Below are 20953 nucleotides of genomic sequence, written 5' to 3' on the forward strand. Positions count from 1 at the left end.
CCAAAGGGGCAGTCGAAATCCATGGCTGCAACGCCACGGGCCACCCCTGCTGTCCGCTTTACCTGAGAGATTCGCCCCACGATCGGGGTTTGCTCCTTCGGTGGGCCGCATGCAATGCCACGGCCTCTCTCCAGCAAGGAAACGCCGGTGGTTGCCGGCGTCTTGTCAGTCCTTTTGCCTGAGCGTTCGGGGAACCCCTGCGCCTTCGGCGGCCCCGTCGCGCGGGGCTCTCTCCTGACCCGGCGAGTGTAGTGGATCGCGGGGCCGGGGCTGGCGGCTCAGTGCACGGTTTCGGCCGGCGGCAGCAGCTTGTCGATGCGCTCGCGCAGCGAGTCGGCGCGCTCGGGGCCGGCGGCCTTCTCGATCTCGGAGAGCATCAGCGCGGCGATGGTCAGCATGGCCTCGCGGTCGCGGGCCTCGCGCAGGGCGTCGCGCATCTGGTTGGCGAAGCGCGGGTCGCGGCGCACGAACATGCGCTCGCAGATGTCGAACAGGAACATGCGCGTGGTGGCCAGCGAGCGCTTGCCGTCGAAGCTGTCGGCCGAGGTGGCGACCTGGATCGGCTCGGCGGCGGGGACGGGCGTGGGGGCCGGTGCAGGCGGCGGCGCGACCGGGCGCGCGACCTGCAGGTAGCCGCGCTGCATCAGCCCCTGGATCGCCTGCTCGGCCTCGACGCGGCTGGGGAACAGCGGGCTGAAGTCGGTCAGCGAGCGCCGGCCGTCGGCCATGAGCAGCAGGGCGCGCTCACGCTGGCTGAGCGTGCGCTGCCCGGCCTGGAGTTCGTCGCGTGCCTTCTCGGTCTTGGTGGGGAACATGGCGGCCACAGCTTTCGGAGGTCGAAGGCTGCAGCATCGTTGCAAGTGGTGACATCTTCGTGAACCATTTGCCTTACAGGGACAAGGCGGCGCGCGTCAGTTGCCCGCGCTTTCCTTGCGGATCAGCCAGCGCGGGCCCACGCGCTGCAGCTCGAGCGTCTTGCGGTCGGTCTCGGTGAGCGCGTCGGCGCTGTAGACCTGCCGGAACTGCGCGCTGGCCGAGGTGCCCTGGACGCTGATCACCAGCCCCTCGATGCCCACGCTGATGCGCGACTTGCCCGTGATGCGGGCGCGCCGGTCGGCCTCCCAGCGCTCGCGGGTCTGGCCGCGCGCGGGGGTGAAGTCGCTCGCGTAGGCGGCGAGGTAGCGCTCGACGTCGCGCGCGGACCAGGCGGCGGCCCAGGCGCGCACGGCGCTTTCCACTTCGGCGAGGTGGGTGACGGGATTGGTGGGATTGGCGGGGGCAGCTGCTGGTGCAACGGCTGCAACGGGCGCGGCGGCCGGCGTGGCCGCGATACCGGCGGTGGCCAGCAAGCCGGCAGCGACAAGGCTGCTGCCCTGGGCGACGATTCGGTGCATGGCGTCCTTCTCTTTCCTTCTTCTTGTCTGTCAGGCTCGACGTCGAAGCTTGCGTCGATTCTGGCAGTGAAAGAGGAGGCGTGCGGCGTTGAATCGCCCACGGATTTCGGTGGTCCGTGGTTCAGGGCGCGTGCACAGGCCACCGGGTACTTCCCTCCGCGAATGTCCCCCGCCTTCGGCTCCTCCTTGATTTCGCTGCGGGAAGCACCCAGTGCCCTGTGCACGGTGGGCGCTGCCGTAGCGCGGGAACGGAACTCAACTCAGGCCGCGGCAGCCTCGCCCGCCATCACCTGCACTGTGCGGTTGCGCAGCCGCAAGGCGAGCACGGTCGCGACGCACAGCACGCACAACACCACCGTCAGCGTCACGCCGAGTCCGTGCGCATCCGACAGCAGGCCGAACAGCGGCGACACCAGCCCGCCGACCGAGAGCGCGAGTCCGAGCGTGATGCCGCTGGCGGTGGCCGGGTTGCGCGGCAGGTAGTCCTGCGCGAGCGTCACCTGCGCGGCGAAGGGGAGGAACATGCTCATGCCGAGCCACGCGGTGCAGGCCAGCGCCGCGCCGGGCGTGGAGGAGAGCACGAGGCCCGCCATGGCCGGCAGCGCGAGCAGGTAGCCGCAGCGGATCGTGCCCATGCGCCCGATGCGGTCGCCGAGCCAGCCGCCGGCCAGCGTGCCCACGGCCCCTGCGGCGGTGAAGGCGGTGAGCGCCGCGGCGCCCTGGAAGGTGCTGCCGTGCAGGTCGCGCGTGATGCGCAGCGAGAGCATCGACAGCACCGTGACGTAGGGGATCGACCAGCCCACGATGGTCGCCACCAGCAGGCTGAAGGCGCGCCAGTCGTTGTGCGGCTTCAGCACCTGGGCGCGGGCCTGCGCGGCCCGCGCCGCCGTGGCCGCGTGCTGGGCGGCCGCGCCGCGCCGCGCGTTCGCCACGACCCACACCACGCCCATCGCCACCGCGGGAATGCCCAGCAGGTAGCTGCGCGACAGGCTGCCGCCGCCGACCACCGTGGCCGCCAGCACGGGTGCGAACGAGGCGCCGATGGTGCCGCCCACCGAGAACACGCTCATCGCCTTCTGCGAGGCACCGCCGGCCGCGCGCGCGGCCACGGTGGCGGGCGGGTGGTAGGCCGCGATGCCCAGCCCGCACAGCGCGACCGCGATCCAGGTCAGCAGGTAGCTCTGGCTCAGGCCCGCCAGCACCACGCCCAGCGCCGCCACCAGGAAGCCCACGGGCACCAGCCAGGCGCGCGGGTGGCGGTCGGCATACAGGCCGAACAGCGGCTGCACCACGCTCGACAGCCCGGTGGCCGCCAGCATCAGGCCGCTCACGGCCGTGTAGCTGTAGCCGCGCTCCAGCACCATGAAGGGCAGCAGCGCGGGCACGAGGCCCTGGTAGAGGTCGTTGACGGCATGGGTGCCGGTGAGCAGCCCGAGTCGGCGCGTGTTCATGCGATGGCTTCTTTCCTGGATGTCCGGTTGGAGAAAAAGAGGGAGAAAAGCCATCGTAGGAAGACAGGAGAAGATGTTCTCGCTACGAATGTGCAAACATCGTCGTGAAATGGACAAACTGAATCTGCGCCCCGACGAGGGCGAATCGACCCCGCGCGCCGTGGCCGTGCTGGCCACCGATCCGGCGGGCGACGCTTTCATTCCGCCGCATGCACACCGGCGCGGGCAGCTCATCCACGCGATCTCGGGCGTGATGATGGTCGGCGCCGCGGCCGGCAGCTGGGTGGTGCCGCCGGGGCGCGGCGTCTGGGTGCCGCCGGGCATGACGCACCAGATCCGCATGGCGGGCGAGGTGAAGATGCGCACCGTCTTCGTCGAGCCCGGCACGCGCGCCGACCTGGGCGGCGACTGCCGCGTGATCCACGTGGGGGCGCTGTTGCGCGAGCTGATCGTGGCGGCCGTGTCGCTGCCGCTGGACTACCCGCCGGGCGGGCGCGACGAGCGCGTGATGGAGCTGATCCTCGACGAGATCGAGGCCGCGCCCGCCCTGTCGCTGCATGTGCCGATGCCGCGCCACGTGCGCCTGGCCGCGCTGTGCGAGGCGCTGATCCGCGACCCCGCGCAGCCCGCCACGCTCGACGGCTGGGCCGCGCGGCTGCACATGAACGCGCGCACGCTGGCCCGGTTGTTCGAACGCGAAACTGGCATGACCTTCGGCGCGTGGTGCCGGCAGGCGCGGCTGCTGCTGAGCCTGCCGCGGCTGGCCGCGGGCGCGTCGATCCTGGAGGTGGCGCTGGCGCACGGCTACGAGAGCCCGAGCGCCTTCACCGCGATGTTCCGCCGCACGCTCGGCGTGCCGCCGAGCCAGTACCTTCACCCGCCGGCCTGAGGCGGGTGAAGGCGTGGGCGGGGGCGGCCTGCGCCGCTACTTGAACCCGAGCGCGCGCGGCAGCCAGGTGCTGAGCATCGGCACGAAGGTCAGCAGCATCAGCACCGCGCCGTGCGCCCACAGGAAGGGCACCAGTTCCTTCACCAGCGCCGACATCGGCACCTTCGACACGTTGCAGGTGACGAACAGCAGCCCGCCCACCGGCGGCGTGATCATGCCCAGCGTGAGGTTGAAGATCACGATCATCGCGAAGTGCACCGGGTCGACGCCCAGCTTGATCGCCACCGGCGCGAGGATCGGCGCCAGCACCATCACGCCCGGCAGCGGCTCGATGAAGATGCCGAACAAGAGCAGGAACACGTTGACGATGATCAGGAACATCCACGGCGAGAGGTTCATGCTGATGAGCCATTCGGCCATCTGCTGCGGAATGCCCTCGATGGTCAGCACCCACGCGAACGAGGCCGACAGCCCGATGATGATCAGCACCGACGCCGACAGCAGCGCCGAGCGCGACAGGATGTCGGGCAGCATCTTCCACTCGAGCGTGCGGTAGATGAACTTGCCGCACACCAGCGCGTAGAACACCGCCACCACCGACGCTTCGGTGGGCGTGAACCAGCCGGCGCGCATGCCGCCCAGGATCACCACCGGCAGCAGAATCGCGGGAATCGCCTTCCACGTCGTGATGAGGATTTCGCGCAGCGGCGGCGTCTGGCCGTCGCCCTTGTAGTTGCGCTTCTTCGAGACGTAGAAGTTCACCACGCACATCGCCACCGCGATCAGGATGCCCGGCACGATGCCGGCCACGAACAGCTGGCCGACCGACACGGTTTCGTCCTGCAGCGCGTAGATGATCATGATGATCGAGGGCGGAATGATCGGCCCCACGATGGCCGTGGAGGCCGTCAGCGCCGCTGCGTACGAGCGGTCGTAGCCGGCCTTGTCCATCATCTTGATGAGCATCGAGCCGGGGCCGGCCGCATCGGCCAGCGCCGAGCCCGAGATGCCCGAGAAGAAGGTCAGCGACACCACGTTGGTGTAGCCCAGCCCGCCGCGGCGGTGGCCGACGAACTGGCCCGCGAAGCGCAGCAGCACCTCGGTGAGCGAGCCGCCGCTCATGAGCTCGGCGGCCAGGATGAAGAAGGGCACGGCCATCAGCGGAAAGCTGTCGATGCCGGTGAAGGTTTCCTTCAGCAGCACCATCAGCGGGTAGCTTTCCGCGAGGATCAGGGTGGCGGCCGTGGCCAGGCCGAGCGCGAAGGCCACGGGCACGCCGATGGCCAGGAACACGCAGGCGGAGACGATCAGAACAATGCTGGCATCCATGATCGTGTCCTTACAGCGAGGCCGACGCGTTGGCGTCGAAATGCGCGTCCGACGCGAACTCGCGGTTCAGCACGTAGCCGCGCACCACCAGCAGCCAGTGCACGATCAGCAGCACGCCGCCGATCAGCATCGCACTGTAGATGTAGGCGAACGGAATCTGCGTCACGGCGGTGAGCTGGAACATCGTGCGTTCCATGTAGAGCCAGCCGTACCAGACCATGAAGCCGAAGAAGGCGAACAGCAGCCCGGCCACCACGATGCGCACCGCCACGGCCGCGGGCCGGGGCAGGGCGTCCTGCAGGTTCTCGACGGCGATGTGGCCGCCGTAGCGCAGCACCGGTCCGGCGCCCAGGAAGGTGAGCCAGATCATCATGTGGCGCGACACCTCTTCGGCCCATTCGATCGACTGGTTCGTGGTGTAGCGCAGCACGACGTTGGTGAAGATGATGACGGACATGGCCGCCAGCAGGAGGATCAGCGCCCACCGGTTGGCGGCGAGAAAGTAGCGCTCGAAGGCTTGCACGTTGTGGTTCTCTGTGGTGTCGGAAATGCGAAGCGCCCGGCACACTGAGGCGGGCCGGGCGCGGTCGGGGCGGAGCGGTCTTACTTGACGTCCGTGATCTTCTTGATGTTGTCGGCGCCGAATTCCTTGGCGTAGCCCACATAGGCCGGCTTCAGGGCTTCGCGGAAGGCCGCGCCGTCGACGGTGCGCGTGACCTTCATGCCGTCTTTCTCAAGCTGGGCGATGCCGTTGTTCTCGTCGTCGTTGACCTTCTTGCGCTGCGCGATCGAGGCCTTCTTCGCCGCTTCGGTGAACACCTTCTTGTCGGCGTCCGAGAGCTTGTTCCACACCTTGGGCGACAGCAGCAGCAGCGCCGGCGAGTAGACGTGGCCGGTGAGCGACAGGTGCTTTTGCACCTGCGAGAACTTCGAGGACAGGATCACCGGAATCGGGTTTTCCTGGCCGTCGACCGTGCCTTGCTGCAGCGCGCCGAAGAGTTCCGGGAAGGCCATCGGCGTGGGCAGGATGCCGAAGGTGCGGTAGCCGTCCATGTGCACTTTGTTTTCCATGGTGCGCATCTTCAGGCCGGCCGCGTCGGTGGGCTTGACGATGTCGCGCTTGCTGTTCGTCATGTGACGGAAGCCGTTTTCCGTCCAGGCCAGCGCGATGATGCCCTTGCTCGGGAACTTGGTCAGGATGTCCTGGCCGATGGGGCCGTCCATGACCTTGCGGGCGTGGTCGTAGTCGCGGAACAGGAAGGGGATGTCGACGATCTTGACCTCGGGCACGAAGTTGCCCACGGGGCCGGTCGAGGTGTTCAGCAGGTCTTGCGTGCCGAGCTGGATCGCTTCGATCTGCTCGCGCTCGCCGCCCAGCGCCGAGTTGGCGAAGTGCTGGCACTTGAAGCGGTTCTGGGTGTTCTTCTCGACCTCTTCGCAGAACACGGTGGAGCCCACGCCGTAATGCGATTCCTTGGACGTCGCATAGCCGATCTTGAGAACGGTGGGTTGCTGCGCGAAGGCGGCGGTGCCCAGGGCGAGCGAAAGGCAGGCGGCGGCGATGTGGCCGAATTTCATGGTGTCTCCGGGGAGTTGGGGGTCGAAAGCGCGTCAGGCGCAGGTCAGGAAATGACTATGCACCAATAACCAGTTTGACCGCGTCGGGACTTTCACGGACGTAGGCGCGGATCACCGCGTCGAAGCTCTCGTCGGCCGTGAGCCCGAGGGCCCGCGCACGCGGCGTGTCGAAGCGCCCGGGCCAGGTCTTCACGATGCGGCGGATGGCGGCGTCGGGCGTGCGGTCGAGCAGGTCGGTGGCGGCGCGGCCGGCCACGCGTTCGAGCGCGGCGGCCATTTCGCCCACGGTGGTGGCCAGCGAGGGCAGGTTGAGCGCGGTGCGCGGGCCCCAGTCGGCGTCGCTGGCTTCGGCGGCGCGCACGATGCCTTCGATGGTCCGGGCCGGCGAGGCGATGGCCACGGGCGTCTCGTCGGGCACCGGGCAGGCCGCGCGCAGGCCGGCGAGCGGCTCGCGGATCATGCCGCTGAAGAAACCCGAGGCCGCGCCGTTCGGTTGACCGGGGCGCACGCTCACCGTCATGAGGCGCACGCTGCGCCCCTGCACGAAGCCCTTGCGCGTGTAGTCGGCCACCAGCTGCTCGCCGATGAATTTCTGGATGCCGTAGCTGGTCTGCGGCGTGGGCAGCGTGTGGTCGTCGATGAGCGCGGGCAGCGGCTGTTCGGGCGAATCGCCGAACACAGCGAGCGAGCTGGAGAACACCAGCACTGGGCGCGTGCCGAGCGCGCGCAGCTTCTCGAGCAGGCCGTGCGTGGCGGCGAAGTTGCTGCGCATGCCCAGGTCGAAGTCGGCTTCGCATTCGCCGCTGACGGCCGCTGCGAGGTGGAACACCGCGTCGGCCTCGCGCCAGAAGGTGGCGCCGTCGTCGGCCAGCTGGGCGTTCAGGTCGCCGGTGGCGGCCGCGATGCGCGCGTTGGCCGCGAGGTCGGGCGGCGGTGGTGCGCGGTCGACCAGCGTGATGCGGGCGATGTCGCGGGCGGGCGCGCCGGCGAGCGAGAGCTGGCCCAGGGCCAGGAGGGTGCGCGCCAGGCGCGCGCCGAGAAAGCCGGCGCCGCCGGTGATGACGATGTGCATGGGGTCCTGTCTCCTTGTGTCCTTGTGTCGCGAGGATAGCGTCGGCGGTATCGCACAATTTGCGCATGCCCATGCTGCCTCCCGATCTTCTTGCCACCCTGCGACTGCCTGTGCTGCAGGACGCCGACCTCGACACCCAGGCTTCCTTCTTCCAGCGGCCGGAGGTCCGTGCGCTCTACTTCGAGGTGGTGGAAGGCTCGGCGAAGGACGAGGTGCTGCGGGCCGCCATCGCGCGGCTCGGCGAGCTGCATCCGCACCGGGCCGCGTTGCTGGCGGTGTTCTGCGGCGCGCTGGTCGAGAACGGCGCCGATCCGCAGCTCATGTTCGACGCCGTGCGGCAGCTGGCGGGGCGCCTGCTGGCGTCGCTGGCGCCTTACTGCGCGGTGCAGCCGTACGAACCCGGCGATGACGACGAGGAACCGCAGGACGAGGCAGAACTCGCCGCCTGGCAGGCCGCCGAAGCGGCGCTCGCGGCGCTGTCGCCGCAGGCCCGTTTCGAGGTCGATGCGCTGCAGCGCGCGGTCGACCTGCTGGTGCTGCCGCTCATGACCATGGTGGTGCGCGATGTGCGCAACCACCAGTCGCTGGTGGCGGACGCAGGCCTGCTCGCGCACATCGAGGCGATGTACGCCAACGACTCGCTGCCCTTCGAGGCCTTGCACTTCCTGCGCGCCGCGGCCCAGCTGTCGTACGAGGACGAGCTGGTGGTCTTGCTGCCGGCGTCGCGCGCGGGCATGGTCGTTCGCGCCCAGGGCATCAACAACAATTTCCACGCCTTCTCGCTGCTGCAGGACCTGATGGAAACGCACGCCCAGACGCTGGGCATCCGGCAGCCGCCGCGCACACGCCGCGACGAGGACAGCGACGCCGCCGCCTTCCTCTGGCTGCAGGCGACAGCCTTCGCCCAGGGCGAGCTGGTGGACCGCATGGCGTGGTCCTGGGGGGAAGGCACGCTGCGCGAGAACGTGCGCCGGCAGGGGCGGCTGGTGCTCGTCGCACTGGAGACGGACGACAAGCCCGCGCGCGGCTGGAACGGATTCACCCACGTGCTGCATGCCGAGCAGAACCCGCAGGTGTCGCTGGTGCACTTCCTCACGCCCGACGAGGTCGCCGCGTACCTCGCCTGAAGCGCCATGAAAAAAGCCCTCCGAAGAGGGCTTTCTGAGGTGTCTTGAGGGGCGCCTTACATGCCCACGTAGTTCGGGCCGCCGCCGCCTTCAGGTGTGACCCAGACGATGTTCTGCGTCGGGTCCTTGATGTCGCAGGTCTTGCAGTGCACGCAGTTCTGCGCGTTGATCTGCAGGCGCTCCTTGCCGGCGCTGGCTTCGTCGGGCACGAACTCGTACACGCCGGCCGGGCAGTAGCGGCTTTCGGGGCCGGCGAACTTGGCGAGGTTGACGTTGACCGGCACCGACGCGTCCTTCAGCGTCAGGTGGGCGGGCTGCTGCTCTTCATGGTTCGTGTTGCTGATGAACACGCTGGAGAGGCGGTCGAAGGTGAGCTTGCCGTCCGGCTTCGGATAGACGATGGGCTTGCACTCGGCGGCCGGCTTCAGGTACTGGTGGTCGGGCTTGTTGCGGCGCAGGGTCCATGGGATGTGGCCCTTGAGCAGCCACTGCTCGACACCGTTCATGACCGTGGCGATGCCCAGGCCCTTCTTGAACCAGGCCTTGAAGTTGCGCGCCTTGTTCAGCTCGGTGTAGAGCCAGCTCTTCTCGAACGCGGCCGGGTAGGCCGTGAGTTCGTCGTGCTGGCGGCCGGCCATGACGGCGTCGAAGGCGGCTTCGGCGCACAGCATGCCGGTCTTGATGGCGGCGTGGCTGCCCTTGATGCGGCTCACGTTCAGGTAGCCGGCCTCGCAGCCGACCAGCGCGCCGCCCGGGAACACCGTCTTGGGCAGCGACATCAGGCCGCCGGCCGTGATGGCGCGCGCGCCGTAGCCGATGCGCTTGGCGGGCTTGATGCCCTTGGCTTCGTCGCCCTCGAGGTACCAGCGGATGTTGGGGTGCAGCTTCCAGCGCTGCATTTCCTCGAACGGGCTCAGGTACGGGTTGCTGTAGTCCAGGCCCGTGATGAAGCCCATCGTGACCTTGTTGTCCTCCATGTGATAGAGGAACGCGCCACCGTAGGTGTTGTTGTCCATCGGCCAGCCGGCCGTGTGCAGCACGAAGCCGGGCTGGTGGCGCTTGGGATCGATTTCCCAGACTTCCTTGACGCCCAGGCCATAGGTCTGCGGGTCGCGGCCTTCGTCGAGCTTGAACTTGGCGATCAGCTGGCGGCCCAGGTGGCCGCGCGCGCCTTCGGCGAACACCGTGTACTTGCCCAGCAGCTCCATGCCGAGCTGGAAGTTCTCGGTGGGTTCGCCGTCCTTGCCGACGCCCATGTTGCCGGTGGCCACGCCGCGCACCGAGCCGTTCTCGTTGTAGAGCACTTCGGCGGCCGGGAAGCCGGGGAAGATTTCCACGCCCAGGTTCTCGGCCTGCTGCGCCAGCCACTTGGTGAAGGCACCCAGGCTGATGATGTAGTTGCCGTGGTTCTGGAAGCAGGCCGGCAGGAAGGCGTTGGGCGTGCGCAGGCCCGACTTTTCGCTCAGGAACACCATGGCGTCGTCGGTCACCGGCTGGTTCAGCGGGGCGCCGAGTTCCTCCCAGTCGGGCAGCAATTCGTTGAGCGCGCGCGGGTCCATGATGGCGCCCGACAGGATGTGCGCGCCGGGCTCGGAACCCTTCTCGAGCACCACGACGGAGATTTCCTTCTCCTGCTGGGCGGCGAGCTGCTTGAGGCGGATCGCGGTCGAGAGGCCGGCGGGGCCGCCGCCGACCACGACCACGTCGTATTCCATGGCTTCGCGAGGGCCGAACTGGGCGAGGATTTCGTCGTGCGTCATGTGGGTTGGGTCGATAATGATTTTTAGAGGCGCGGGGGCGTCCCGGTTCGCCGGGCATTTTATGCGGCGTCCGGCGGGGGCCTTGTCGCCGGCAGGCGAGGCGCCTTGCGTCACCTGCGCGACTCCACAGGATTCAGCTCATGGCTTACAGCATCGATCTCTCCGGCCGCGTGGCTTTCGTCACCGGCGCCTCCAGCGGACTGGGCGCCCAGTTCGCCAAAACACTGGCCCGTGCCGGTGCCGCCGTGGTGCTGGCCAGCCGCCGCGTCGAGAAGCTCAAGGAGCTGCGCGCGCGCATCGAAGGCGAGGGCCATGACGCCCACGTGGTCGAGCTCGACGTGACCGACATCGGCAGCATCAAGGCCGCCGTGGCGCGCGCCGAGACCGAGGTGGGGCCCATCGACATCCTGGTCAACAACTCGGGCGTGAGCGCCACGCAGCGCCTGCAGGACGTCACGCCCGAGGACTACGACTACATCTTCGACACCAACGTGAAGGGCTCCTTCTTCGTCGCGCAGGAGGTCGGCAAGCGCATGCTGGCGCGCGCCCAGGGCAAGGCGCCGGGCACCTACATCGGCGGACGCATCATCAACATCGCGTCGTCAGCGGCGCTGAAGGTCATGCCGCAGATCGGCACCTACTGCATGAGCAAGGCCACCGTGGTGCAGATGACCAAGGCCATGGCGCTCGAATGGGGCCGCTTCGGCATCAACGTGAACGCGCTGTGCCCGGGCTACATCACGACCGAGCTCAACGAAGAACACTGGAGCACCGAGGGCGGCGCCAAGCTGGTCAGCATGCTGCCGCGCAAGCGCGTGGGCAAGCCCGAAGACCTCGATGGCCTGATCGTGCTGCTGGCCAGCGGCGAGAGCCATTTCGTGAACGGCGCCGTCATCGCCGCCGACGACGGGTTCGCGATCTGAGCCCCCGGGTCTGGATCGGCATCGCCGCCGGCCTGGGCGCGGGCGCGCTCTGGGGCCTGGTGTTCGTGGCGCCGCGCATGGTCGGCCACTTCGGCATGGTCGACATCACGGCGGCGCGCTTCGCGGTGTTCGGCGCGGTGTCGGCGTTGGCGGTGTTCGCGCGGCCCGCGGCCGTGCGCTGGCCCACGGGCCGGCAGGCGCTGGCGGCGCTCGGCCTCAGCGTGCTGGGCTTCAGCGGCTACTACCTGCTGCTGGCCTTCGGCATCGCGGCGGCGGGCACCGAGGTGCCCAGCCTCATCATCGGCACCATTCCCGTCTGGATGATGCTGCTGGGCCGGCCCGCCGGCCTGCACATGCGGGCCTTGCTGCCCGGCCTGCTGCTCACGGGCGCGGGCATCGCGCTGATGATCTGGGGCGCGTGGTCGGCGCAGCACGGTGCAGGTGGAGGCGGCGCGCGCTTCGGCTGGGGCATTGCGCTGGCGTTGTGCTCGATGGTGAGCTGGACGGTCTACGGCCTGCTCAATGCCGCCTGGCTGCAACGGCACCGCGAGGTGCATGCGGCCGACTGGGCCAACTGGCTGGGCATTGCCACCGGCCTCGGGGCCTTGCTGCTGTGGGCGGTGGCGGGCAGCGATGTCGCCACGCTGCAGTCGCAGCCCGACGGCATGCTCTTCATCTGGATCGCGCTGGCGAGCGGCTTCGGCTCGTCGTGGCTCGCGACCATTCTCTGGAACGTCGCGAGCCAGCGCCTTTCGGCCAGCCTGTGCGGCCAGCTCATCGTGAGCGAGACGCTGTTCGCCTTGCTCTATTCCTTCCTCTGGGACGGCCGCTGGCCACAGACCACCGAATGGGTGGCGGCGGCGCTGTTCGTCCTGGGCATCCTCGCATCCATCAAGGCCCACCGATGAGAATCGAAATCCCCGAAAAGAAGAAGCTCGTGTACGAGATGTCGATCCCCATCCGCTGGGGCGACATGGACGCCATGGGCCACCTGAACAACGGCACCTACTTCCGCTACCTCGAGACGGCGCGCATCGACTGGATCCGCTCGCTCGGCGTCGAGCCCACGCCGGGCGGCGAGGGCATGGTGATCGTCAATGCCTTCTGCAACTTCTACCGGCAGATCGAGTACCCGGGCAACGTGCGGATCAAGATGTACGTGAGCGACCCGGGGCGCACCACCTTCGAAAGCTGGGCCACCATGGTCCGCGAGGACGCGCCCGAGGTGCTCTGCGCGGCCGGCGGCGCCACCACCATCTGGGTCGACTTTCCGAAGCAGAAGGCGCTGGCGCTGCCCGACTGGCTGCGCGAGATCGTCAGCGATTGAAGGCGCACTGACACGTCTACGAAAAAAGGCTCAGGCCGGCCGCAGCACGATGCGCGCCTCGAAGCCGCGCGCCATGCCGGGCGGCGGCGAGGCCAGCTCCAGCGTCGCGTTGTGCTTCTCGACGATGGTGCCCACGATCGACATGCCCAGGCCGTAGCCGGCCCGGTCCGAGCCGTGGCGCACATGGCGCTGGTGCAACGACTGCAGCTGCTCGGCGCTGACACCCGGGCCGGCATCGCGCACCACCAGCACGCACGGCGCGGCCACCTCGATCGTCACGCGGCCGTCGCCGCTGTAGCGCAGCGCGTTCTCCACGAGGTTGCGCAGCGCGATCGCCAGCGCGTCGACGTCGCCGAAGGCCACCGGCGCCGCGCTGTCGGGCACCTTGAGCTTCAGGCGTTCGTTGATCTGCGGGTCTTGCCAGAACTCCTGTGCCACCGTGCCCGCCAGTTGCACCAGGTCGACCCGCGCCCGCGCGAGCGAGGCGCCCGATTCGGCGCGCGACAGCTGCAGCAGTTTTTCGGCGCGGTGGCTCAGCATCTGCAGCGCCTGCAGCGCGCCTTCGACGTCGGTGCGCTTCAGGTCGTGGTCGAGCGCGGTCTGCAGCCGCAGGCGCGCGGCGGCCAGGGGCGTGCGCAGTTCGTGCGCGGCATTGGCGGCCAGCGCGCGCTCCACGTCGAGCGACTGCGACAGCCGCTGCAGCAGCCGGTTGACATGGTCGCCCACCGCGCGCAGCTCCTGCGGCAGGCCGGGCAGGGTGATCGGGCGCAGGTCCGCGCCGTTGCGCTTCTCGATCTCGGCGGCCAGCTGCTGCAGCACGCGCAGCTCGGTGCGCGCCACCCGGCGCAGCACGAGCGCCAGCAACGGCAGCACCGCACCGAGCGGAATGATCAGGCCGAACAGCGTGCGGTTCAGCGCGCGGCGGCGTTCGTCCAGCGGGTCGGCCACCTGGAAGTACAGGCCCAGCGTGGGGTGGCGCACGGTGTAGATGCGCCAGGTCTGGTTGTTGGCGAAGCCCGCGGCCAGTGGCACGTCGAAGGCGTCGTCGGGCGCCTCGGCCGAGCGCAGCAGCACGTGCTCGTGCACATCGACCACCTGGTACATCACGGCGTCTTCGGAGAACAGCTGCTTGGGCGCGATCAGCGGCGTGTCCTGCTTGCCGCTTTCATGGCGCAGGCGCAGCTTCTCGAGCTCCTGCACCGCCATGTCGAACATGCGGTGCGACACCTCCACCAGCTCGTTGTCGAAGTTGTGGTTGATCTCGCGGTCCACGTACCAGACCACGGCGAGCACGCACAGCAGCCACACGCCGCCGACCCACAGGATCAGCGTGCGCGTGAGGCGCCCGGCCAGCGAATCGCGGCGGTCGCGCAGCAGGGCGCTGGTCATTCCTCGTCGTCCGCAGAGAACGACAGCCGGTAGCCCAGGCCGCGCAGCGTCTGGATGTGGCTGCGCCCGAGCTTGCGCCGCAGCCGGCTGATGAACACCTCGAGCGTGTTGCTGTCGGCCTCGTCGCCGAAGCCGTACAGCGCGTCGGCCAGGTTGTCGCGCGTGTGGATGCGCTCGGGCCGCGTGGCCATCACGCGCAGCAGGGCCCATTCCTTCTGCGTGAGCACGACGGGCACGCCGTCCTTGCGCACGCGGTCGTGGGCCAGGTCGATTTCCAGCGTGCCCAGCTGCAGCACCGGCGAGGTGTTGGCGCTGCGCCGGCGTTCCACGGCGCGCAGCCGCGCGAGCAGCTCGGCCGGGTCGTAGGGCTTGATGAGGTAGTCGTCGGCGCCGGCATCGAGGCCGCGGATGCGGTCGGTGACCTGGTCGCGCGCCGTGAGCACGATGACGATGGGCGGCTCGCGCAGCGCACGCACCTGCGGCAGCAAAGAGAGGCCGTCGCCGTCGCCCAGGTGCAGGTCGAGCAGCACCGCCGCGTACTGCACCGAGAGCAAGGCGCCGCGCGCGTCGGCCAGGCTGGGGGCCACGTCGACGACGAACGCCTTGGCGACGAGGTAGCTGCAGACCGCGTCTGCCAACGAACTGTCATCTTCGACCAGCAAGATTCGCACGCGGTGGCCCTTACAAAAACTCGAAGTCTAGCGCCGCCCCTCTGGCGATCGCGTCAGGAATCGTTCAGGTCGCTTCAGACTGGGTTCATCCCGCGTGCGTAGGCTCGCGCCAGTCTGTTCCGAGGCCTGTTTTTCTTCATGACCCGTCGTACCCCGCATCTCCGTCTCGGAGCCCTGACCTTGCTTGCCCTGGCCCTGCTGATGATCTGGGACGCCCTTGGCGGCGACCTGCCGCTGGCCCGCCTGGCCGGCACGCCGATGGGCTTTCCCTGGCGTGAGAACCCCTTCCTGGTCCACGTGATGCACGAGGGCGCGAGAAACCTCAGCTGGCTGCTGGTGATCGGCCTGTTCGCTGCCATCCGCTGGCCCGTGGGCGTGCTGCGGCGCCTGGACACGGGCGCCCGCGTGCAGCTGGCGCTGACGGTGCTGGCCTCGGTGCTGGCCGTGAGCCTGATCAAACACCTGAGCGACACCAGCTGCCCCTGGGACCTGAAGGAGTTCGGCGGCGTGGCGCGCTATGTGTCGCACTGGGCCTGGGGCCAGGACGACGGCGGGCCGGGCGGCTGCTTCCCGGCCGGCCATGCGTCGGCCGCCTTCGCTTACCTCGGCGGGTATTTCGTGCTGCGGCGCGTGGCACCGCGCGGGGCCGTCGTGTGGCTGTGCGTGGCGCTGGCCGCCGGCTTCGTGCTCGGCGTGGCGCAGCAGATGCGCGGCGCGCACTACATGAGCCACACGCTGTGGACCGCCTGGGTCTGCTGGACGGTCGGCTTCCTCATCGAACTGGTGGCGACGCGCCGCCGCACGTCTCCTCCCATCGAGCGCACCGCGCCCCTGCATGCAAGCCCTTGATTTCGCCCTGTTCAGCTGGCTCAACGCCTCGGCCTCCGCGCCGGCGTGGAGCCTGCGCTTCGCGATGTTCGCGTCCGACGTGCTGCCGACCCTGCTGGCGCTGTCCATCGCAGCCGCCGCGGCTTTCGATCGCCGCTGGCGCCACGCCTTCTTCACCGCACTCGTCAGCGTGCTCGTCGTGTGGCTGGTGGTGAACGTGTTCCGTTCGGTGCTGCCGTTCCCGCGGCCCGCGTTCTACGGCCTGGGCATCCAGTGGGTGCCGCAGGGGGCGCGCCCGGGCTTCCCCAGCCTGCATGCGGCCGGCACCTTCGCCGCCGCCTTCTCGCTGTGGTGCCTGCCGTGGCGCACGCCCATGCGGCTGGCGTTGGTGGCGGCGGTGGTGGTGGCCTGGAGCCGGCTGTACCTGGGCCTGCATTTCCCGACCGACGTGACGGCCGCCGCGATCCTGGCGGCGCTGGTCTCGATCGTGGTGGAGCGCGGCATCAGCCGCCCCGCCGGCCGCGCGGTGTCGCGCAGCCCGCGCCTGCGACTGCTGCGCCGCGCGCGCATCGGCCGAGCCTGAATGCGCTCTGAATGAACTGTTCAGGCTCTCTTCAGGCACGCTGCCTACATTGGCGGCATGTCTGTTTCGCGTCTCGACTCCGCGCTGCTGGCGCGTGCTCCCAGCCGATCTGAATCCCGCCCCGCGCCGCTGTCGGATGCGGGCGCCGCCGGCACTTTCTGGCAGCGCTTCGACCGCTGGATCTCGCAGCCCCGCTCGACGCGGCAGGTGATCGTCTGGCTCAGCCTGTACCTCGGCCTCACCGCCAACTGGCCGCTGCTGAACGACCTGGCCCGCCTGGGCGGCGCACCCAGCACCTACATGCCGACCATCGCCGCGCTGGGGATGCTCACCTTCTGCGGCACCGTCGCGATGCTGTCGCTCACCGCCTGGTCGCGCTGGATGAAGCCGCTGTGGCTGCTCGTGGTGGTGATCGCCGCGGTGGCGCAGCACTACATGCTCCAGTACCGCGTGGTGATGGACCCGAGCATGATCGCGAACGCGTTCCAGACCGACCCCAACGAAGCGCGCGACCTGCTGAGCGGGCGCATGGCCTTCAACGTGCTCGTGGTCGTGCTGCCCGCGGCCTGGGCGATCTGGCGCGTGCGCATCGTGCCGATGGGGCTGCTGTCGCACGTCTGGCGCAACGCGCTGCTGCTGGTGCTGGCCGCCGTCGTGGCGGTGGTCACGGCCGTGGCCATGAACCGGCAGCTCGCGCCGCTGATGCGCAACAACGTGCACCTGCGCTACATGATGAACCCGATCGCCAGCCTGTACTCGGCTGGTGCCGTGGTGCTCAAGCCGATGTTCAAGCGCAGCAGCAAGCTGATGCCGATCACCGCAGGCACGGCGCTGGGCCCGAGCTATGCGGCGCAGAAGCGCCCGCCGCTGTTCGTGGTGGTGGTGGGCGAGACCGCGCGTTCCGATCACTTCGGCCTCAACGGCTACGCCCGCGACACCACGCCCGAGCTGGCGAAGCGCAACGTGCTGAGCTACCGCGAGGTGCGCTCGTGCGGCACCAACACGCTGGCCTCGGTGCCCTGCATGTTCTCGCCCCTGGGCAAGAGCGGCTACGAGTCGCGCAAGGACGAGTACGAGAACCTCATGGACGTGCTGCAGGCCTCGGGCCTGGCGGTTTTCTGGCTCGACAACCAGGCCGGCTGCAAGGGCGTGTGCGCGCGCATCCCGAACGCTTCGGCCTTCGACGGGCTCGATGCGGCCACCAAGAAGGCCCTGTGCGACGGCGAGGAGTGCCTCGACAACGTGATGCTCAAGGGCCTCGATGAACGCATCGCCGCGCTGCCCGCCGAGCGGCGTGCCAAGGGTGTCGTGCTCGTGATGCACCAGATGGGCAGCCACGGTCCGGCCTACTACAAGCGCTCGGCGCCCGAGCTGAAGCGCTTCACGCCCGAGTGCAAGACCAACGCGCTGGCCGAGTGCGCGCATGCCGAGCTGATGAACGTCTACGACAACTCGATCGCGCAGACCGACCATTTCCTCGGCCAGACCATCGACTGGCTCCAGACCCAATCGAAGCAGTACGACACGGCGCTGCTGTACATGAGCGACCACGGCGAGTCGCTGGGCGAGTACGGCCTGTTCCTGCACGGCGTGCCCTACAGCTTCGCGCCCGATGCGCAAAAGCACGTGCCCATGGTCACCTGGTTCGGCGACGGCATGAGCGAGCGCCGCAAGCTCTCGCGCTCGTGCATGGAGGCGGGCCTGGATGCGCCGCTCACGCACGACAACCTCTATCACACGGTGCTGGGCCTCATGGACGTGACCACGCCCACCTACAAGCCCGCGCTCGACGCGCTGGCTTCCTGCCGCGGCAAGGGCTGAGCTCGCCGCCGCAGCGTCTTACTTCTTCTCGCGCGGCAGCCGGCCCATCAGGAAGAACTCCGGGTTCGGCTGCATGCCGCTGAAGCTGGCCAGGCGATTGCTCAGGCCGAAGAAGGCGGTGATGGCCGCGATGTCCCAGATGTCCTCGTCGTCGAAGCCGTGCGCGTGCAGCGGCCCGAAGTCGCGGTCGTCGATCTCGTGCGAGCGTTCGCAGACCTTCATCGCGAAGTCGAGCATCGCGCGCTGGCGCTGCGTGATGTCGGCCTTGCGGTAGTTCACCGCCACCTGGTCGGCCACCAGCGGCTTCTTCTCGTAGATGCGCAGCAGCGCGCCGTGCGCCACCACGCAGTACAGGCATTGGTTGACCGCGCTGGTGGCGGTGACGATCATCTCGCGGTCGCCCTTGGTGAGCGAGCCTTCTTCCTTCAGCATCAGCGCGTCGTGGTACGCGAAGAAGGCCCGCCACTCGGCGGGGCGGCGCGCAAGGCCGAGGAACACGTTGGGTACGAAGCCGGCCTTTTCCTGCACGGCGAGGATCGCGGTGCGGATGTCGTCGGGCAGGTCTTTCAGTTCGGCGAGGGGGTAGCGGGGGGCGTTCATCTGCTTGTCTCCTGGGGATCGGTCCCGGGATCATAGGCAACGGCGTCCGGGCTTGCAGCCAGCACCGCCAGGTCGCTCTCATCCTTGAGCCCCACACCGCTCAACCCCCGGCGCAGCGATTCGCGCACCAGCCACGCGAGCTTGAAGGCGGCCTGCGCGTACGACAGCCCCTCGGGCCGCACGTTCGAGATGCAGTTGCGTTCGGCGTCGTGCCGGCCGCGGCGTGGCGAATGGGTCAGGTAGATGCCGAGGCTGTCGGGCGAGCTCAGGCCCGGGCGTTCGCCGATGAGCATGACCGACAGCGCCGCGCCCACCGCTTCGCCCAGTTCGTCGGCCAGTGCCACGCGCGCCTGGGTGGCGATGAACACAGGCGACAGGCGGGTGCCGGGCGGCAACTGCGGGCGCAGCGCCGCGAGCAGCGGCACGGCGTGGCGGGCGACGGCGAGCGAGGAGAGGCCGTCACCGATCACCAGGCAGAGGTCGCAGCCGCCCACGGGTCGATCGTCGCGCAGGTGCGCGGCGTCTTCGGCGTCGAGCTGGCGGCCCAGGTCGGGGCGGCGCAGGTAGGTGGTGCGGTCGGGGGCGCGGCTGCGCACACGGTTCACGTGCCATTGGTCGGCGCGCAGCGCGGCGTCGAGCGCGTCGACATCGAGTGCCGCATGGATCGCGTCGCGCGCCATCGCGTGGGCCCAGCCGAAGCGCAGCGTTTCGTCGGTGGGCATGCCGGCACCGGCGCGGCCGAGTGCGAGCCGCGCGGGCGTGGCGGCGCGCCATTGCGCCCAGGGGTTGGGGGTGACGGGCGAATCGCTCATGGTGTCAGCGCGGACAGCCCGCCCATGTCGCTCAACAGCCGGTTGGCGGTGGGCGGTGCGAGCCGGCCGGCGGTGTCGGTGATCTGCATGCGCTGCAGCCAGGCCTCGAACTCGGGCGCGCGCTTCAGGCCCAGCGTTTCGCGCAGGAAGAGGGCGTCGTGGAACGAGGTGCTCTGGTAGTTGAGCATCACGTCGTCGGCGCCCGGGATGCCCATGATGAAGTTGATGCCCGCGGTGCCCAGCAGCACGAGCAGCGTGTCCATGTCGTCCTGGTCGGCTTCGGCGTGGTTGGTGTAGCAGATGTCGCAGCCGATCGGCAGGCCCATCAGCTTGCCGCTGAAATGGTCTTCGAGCCCGGCGCGGATGATCTGCTTGCCGTCGTACAGGTACTCGGGGCCGATGAAGCCGACCACGGTGTTGATGAGCAGCGGCTGGTAGCGCCGCGCCAGCGCATACGCGCGCACCTCGCAGGTCTGCTGGTCGACGCCGGAATGGGCGTTGGCGGAGAGCGCGCTGCCCTGGCCGGTCTCGAAGTACATGAGGTTGTTGCCGACGGTGCCGCGCGCGAGCGACTGCGCCGCGGCATGGGCCTCGTCGAGCAGCGCGGGCGTCACGCCGAACGAGAGGTTCGCTTTCTCGGTGCCCGCGATCGACTGGAACACGAGGTCGACCGGCGCGCCGGCCTCCGCGAGCTTCAGCGTGTTGGTCACGTGCGTGAGTACGCAGCTTTGCGTGGGGATCTCGAAACGCTGGATCACCTCGTCGAGCATGTGCAGCAGGCGCCCGAGCACCGGCAGGCTGTCGGACACGGGGTTGATGCCGATGACCGCGTCGCCCGCGCCGTAGAGCAGGCCGTCGAGCGTGGAGGCGGCCACGCCGCGCAGGTCGTCGGTGGGGTGGTTGGGCTGCAGGCGCACGGCCAGGTGGCCGGGCAGGCCGATGGTGTCGCGAAAGCGCGTGACGACGTGGCACTTCTTCGCGACCGCGACCAGGTCCTGGTTGCGCATGAGCTTGGACACGGCCGCCACCATCTCGGGCGTGAGGCCCGGTGCCAGCGCGGCGAGTGCCTCTGTGGTGGCCTGTTCCGACAGCAGCCAGTTGCGGAAGTCGCCGACCGTGAGGTGCGCGACCGGCGCGAAGGCCAGCGCGTCGTGCGTGTCGATGATGAGCCGCGTGATGTTGTCCTGCTCGTAGGGAATCAGCGCCTCGGTGAGGAACTGCTTCAGCGGCGTGTCGGCCAGCACGTGGCGCGCCGCCATGCGCTGCTGCGCGGTCGCCGCGCCAAGGCCGGCGAGGTAGTCGCCCGAGCGCGCGGGGCTGGCGCAGGCGAGCACCTGCCGCAGATCGTCGAAGGCGAAGCCCTGGCCGGCAATGGTGGTGCGGTAGCGCATCTTTGTTT

The 20953-nt window shown here is 69.1% G+C and carries 21 protein-coding genes and 2 riboswitches; of the genes, 8 read left to right on the forward strand and 13 right to left on the reverse strand.

All coding sequences use genetic code 11. The features are described 5' to 3' along the window. Positions 1–39: 39 nt before the first annotated feature. Positions 40–144: riboswitch (glycine riboswitch) on the reverse strand. A 12-nt stretch (positions 145–156) separates the two neighbouring features. Then, positions 157–247, reverse strand: a riboswitch (glycine riboswitch). 31 nt (positions 248–278) lie between these two features. The 3 genes from AC07O4_RS11435 to AC07O4_RS11445 form a co-directional block, all read right to left on the reverse strand. Then, positions 279–815: a hypothetical protein gene (locus AC07O4_RS11435; RefSeq protein WP_062474467.1), complete on the reverse strand. Its 537-nt coding sequence runs from the start codon at positions 813–815 to the stop codon at positions 279–281. Between the two features lie 96 nt (positions 816–911). Further along, positions 912–1394 (reverse strand): L,D-transpeptidase Cds6 family protein, encoded by a 483-nt coding sequence (locus tag AC07O4_RS11440; RefSeq protein ID WP_159272259.1) that lies wholly within the window; start codon positions 1392–1394, stop codon positions 912–914. Positions 1395–1654: 260 nt separating this feature from the next. Continuing rightward, the gene (locus AC07O4_RS11445) at positions 1655–2845 is read right to left on the reverse strand and encodes an MFS transporter (protein WP_495304574.1); all 1191 of its coding nucleotides are present in this window, start codon (positions 2843–2845) and stop codon (positions 1655–1657) included. 109 nt (positions 2846–2954) lie between these two features. On the opposite strand from AC07O4_RS11445, the gene AC07O4_RS11450 reads away from it, so the two are divergent. Continuing rightward, entirely contained in the window at positions 2955–3734 is a 780-nt protein-coding gene (locus AC07O4_RS11450; protein ID WP_495304575.1) for an AraC family transcriptional regulator, read from the forward strand. Between the two features lie 36 nt (positions 3735–3770). On the opposite strand, the gene AC07O4_RS11455 is transcribed toward AC07O4_RS11450, so the two are convergent. The 4 genes from AC07O4_RS11455 to denD all read right to left on the reverse strand — a co-directional run bounded on the left by AC07O4_RS11455 (position 3771) and on the right by denD (position 7713). Then, a complete protein-coding gene (locus tag AC07O4_RS11455) occupies positions 3771–5063 on the reverse strand; it encodes a TRAP transporter large permease (RefSeq protein WP_062474420.1) in 1293 nt (430 codons plus the stop codon). Between the two features lie 10 nt (positions 5064–5073). Further along, positions 5074–5586, reverse strand: a complete 513-nt coding sequence (locus AC07O4_RS11460) for a TRAP transporter small permease (RefSeq protein ID WP_062474469.1) — start codon at positions 5584–5586, stop codon at positions 5074–5076. 80 nt (positions 5587–5666) lie between these two features. Continuing rightward, the gene (locus AC07O4_RS11465) at positions 5667–6641 is read right to left on the reverse strand and encodes a TRAP transporter substrate-binding protein (protein WP_062474422.1); all 975 of its coding nucleotides are present in this window, start codon (positions 6639–6641) and stop codon (positions 5667–5669) included. Between the two features lie 55 nt (positions 6642–6696). Then, positions 6697–7713: a D-erythronate dehydrogenase gene (gene denD, locus AC07O4_RS11470; protein WP_307694020.1), complete on the reverse strand. Its 1017-nt coding sequence runs from the start codon at positions 7711–7713 to the stop codon at positions 6697–6699. Positions 7714–7778: 65 nt separating this feature from the next. Here denD and AC07O4_RS11475 point away from each other — a divergent pair, with 65 nt between their 5' ends. Next, positions 7779–8840 (forward strand): hypothetical protein, encoded by a 1062-nt coding sequence (locus AC07O4_RS11475; RefSeq protein WP_495304576.1) that lies wholly within the window; start codon positions 7779–7781, stop codon positions 8838–8840. A gap of 56 nt (positions 8841–8896) precedes the next feature. Here AC07O4_RS11475 and AC07O4_RS11480 read toward each other — a convergent pair whose 3' ends face one another. Next, positions 8897–10600, reverse strand: a complete 1704-nt coding sequence (locus AC07O4_RS11480) for an electron transfer flavoprotein-ubiquinone oxidoreductase (RefSeq protein ID WP_062474428.1) — start codon at positions 10598–10600, stop codon at positions 8897–8899. Positions 10601–10740: 140 nt separating this feature from the next. Here AC07O4_RS11480 and AC07O4_RS11485 point away from each other — a divergent pair, with 140 nt between their 5' ends. The 3 genes from AC07O4_RS11485 (at position 10741) to AC07O4_RS11495 (ending at position 12850) form a co-directional block, all read left to right on the forward strand. Next, positions 10741–11523 carry an SDR family oxidoreductase gene (locus AC07O4_RS11485; protein ID WP_369632353.1) on the forward strand — a complete coding sequence of 261 codons (783 nt, stop codon included), beginning with the start codon at positions 10741–10743 and terminating at the stop codon, positions 11521–11523. Positions 11524–11600: 77 nt separating this feature from the next. Further along, complete coding sequence (locus AC07O4_RS11490; RefSeq protein WP_495304577.1) at positions 11601–12431, forward strand: DMT family transporter; 831 nt, start codon at positions 11601–11603, stop codon at positions 12429–12431. Further along, the gene (locus AC07O4_RS11495) at positions 12428–12850 is read left to right on the forward strand and encodes an acyl-CoA thioesterase (RefSeq protein ID WP_062474433.1); all 423 of its coding nucleotides are present in this window, start codon (positions 12428–12430) and stop codon (positions 12848–12850) included. Before AC07O4_RS11490 ends, AC07O4_RS11495 begins: the two co-directional genes overlap by 4 nt. A 30-nt stretch (positions 12851–12880) precedes the next feature. Here the strand turns inward: AC07O4_RS11495 and AC07O4_RS11500 are convergent, their stop codons facing one another. Next, on the reverse strand, positions 12881–14239 hold the full coding sequence (locus tag AC07O4_RS11500) for a sensor histidine kinase (protein WP_095947444.1): 1359 nt from the start codon (positions 14237–14239) through the stop codon (positions 12881–12883). Beyond that, entirely contained in the window at positions 14236–14910 is a 675-nt protein-coding gene (locus AC07O4_RS11505) for a response regulator (protein ID WP_099796469.1), read from the reverse strand. Before AC07O4_RS11505 ends, AC07O4_RS11500 begins: the two co-directional genes overlap by 4 nt. Before the next feature lie 138 nt (positions 14911–15048). On the opposite strand from AC07O4_RS11505, the gene AC07O4_RS11510 reads away from it, so the two are divergent. Genes AC07O4_RS11510 through AC07O4_RS11520 form a run of 3 tightly spaced genes read left to right on the forward strand, consistent with a single transcriptional unit; the run spans position 15049 to position 18142 of the window. Then, on the forward strand, positions 15049–15759 hold the full coding sequence (locus AC07O4_RS11510) for a phosphatase PAP2 family protein (protein ID WP_369632356.1): 711 nt from the start codon (positions 15049–15051) through the stop codon (positions 15757–15759). Beyond that, positions 15746–16321, forward strand: coding sequence for a phosphatase PAP2 family protein (locus tag AC07O4_RS11515; protein ID WP_095744881.1), 576 nt, complete (start codon positions 15746–15748; stop codon positions 16319–16321). The genes AC07O4_RS11510 and AC07O4_RS11515 overlap by 14 nt, the downstream gene beginning before the upstream one ends. A 57-nt stretch (positions 16322–16378) precedes the next feature. Continuing rightward, positions 16379–18142 carry a phosphoethanolamine transferase gene (locus AC07O4_RS11520; protein WP_495304578.1) on the forward strand — a complete coding sequence of 588 codons (1764 nt, stop codon included), beginning with the start codon at positions 16379–16381 and terminating at the stop codon, positions 18140–18142. An 18-nt stretch (positions 18143–18160) separates the two neighbouring features. Here the strand turns inward: AC07O4_RS11520 and AC07O4_RS11525 are convergent, their stop codons facing one another. Genes AC07O4_RS11525 through AC07O4_RS11535 form a run of 3 tightly spaced genes read right to left on the reverse strand, consistent with a single transcriptional unit; the run spans position 18161 to position 20945 of the window. Further along, on the reverse strand, positions 18161–18742 hold the full coding sequence (locus tag AC07O4_RS11525) for a peroxidase-related enzyme (RefSeq protein WP_062474448.1): 582 nt from the start codon (positions 18740–18742) through the stop codon (positions 18161–18163). Continuing rightward, a complete protein-coding gene (gene eutC / locus AC07O4_RS11530) occupies positions 18739–19554 on the reverse strand; it encodes an ethanolamine ammonia-lyase subunit EutC (RefSeq protein ID WP_495304579.1) in 816 nt (271 codons plus the stop codon). The genes AC07O4_RS11525 and eutC overlap by 4 nt, the downstream gene beginning before the upstream one ends. Then, entirely contained in the window at positions 19551–20945 is a 1395-nt protein-coding gene (locus AC07O4_RS11535; RefSeq protein WP_495304580.1) for an ethanolamine ammonia-lyase subunit EutB, read from the reverse strand. The genes eutC and AC07O4_RS11535 overlap by 4 nt, the downstream gene beginning before the upstream one ends. Positions 20946–20953 lie beyond the last annotated feature (8 nt).

It is taken from the genome of Variovorax sp. GW821-FHT09D04, from assembly GCF_059416405.1.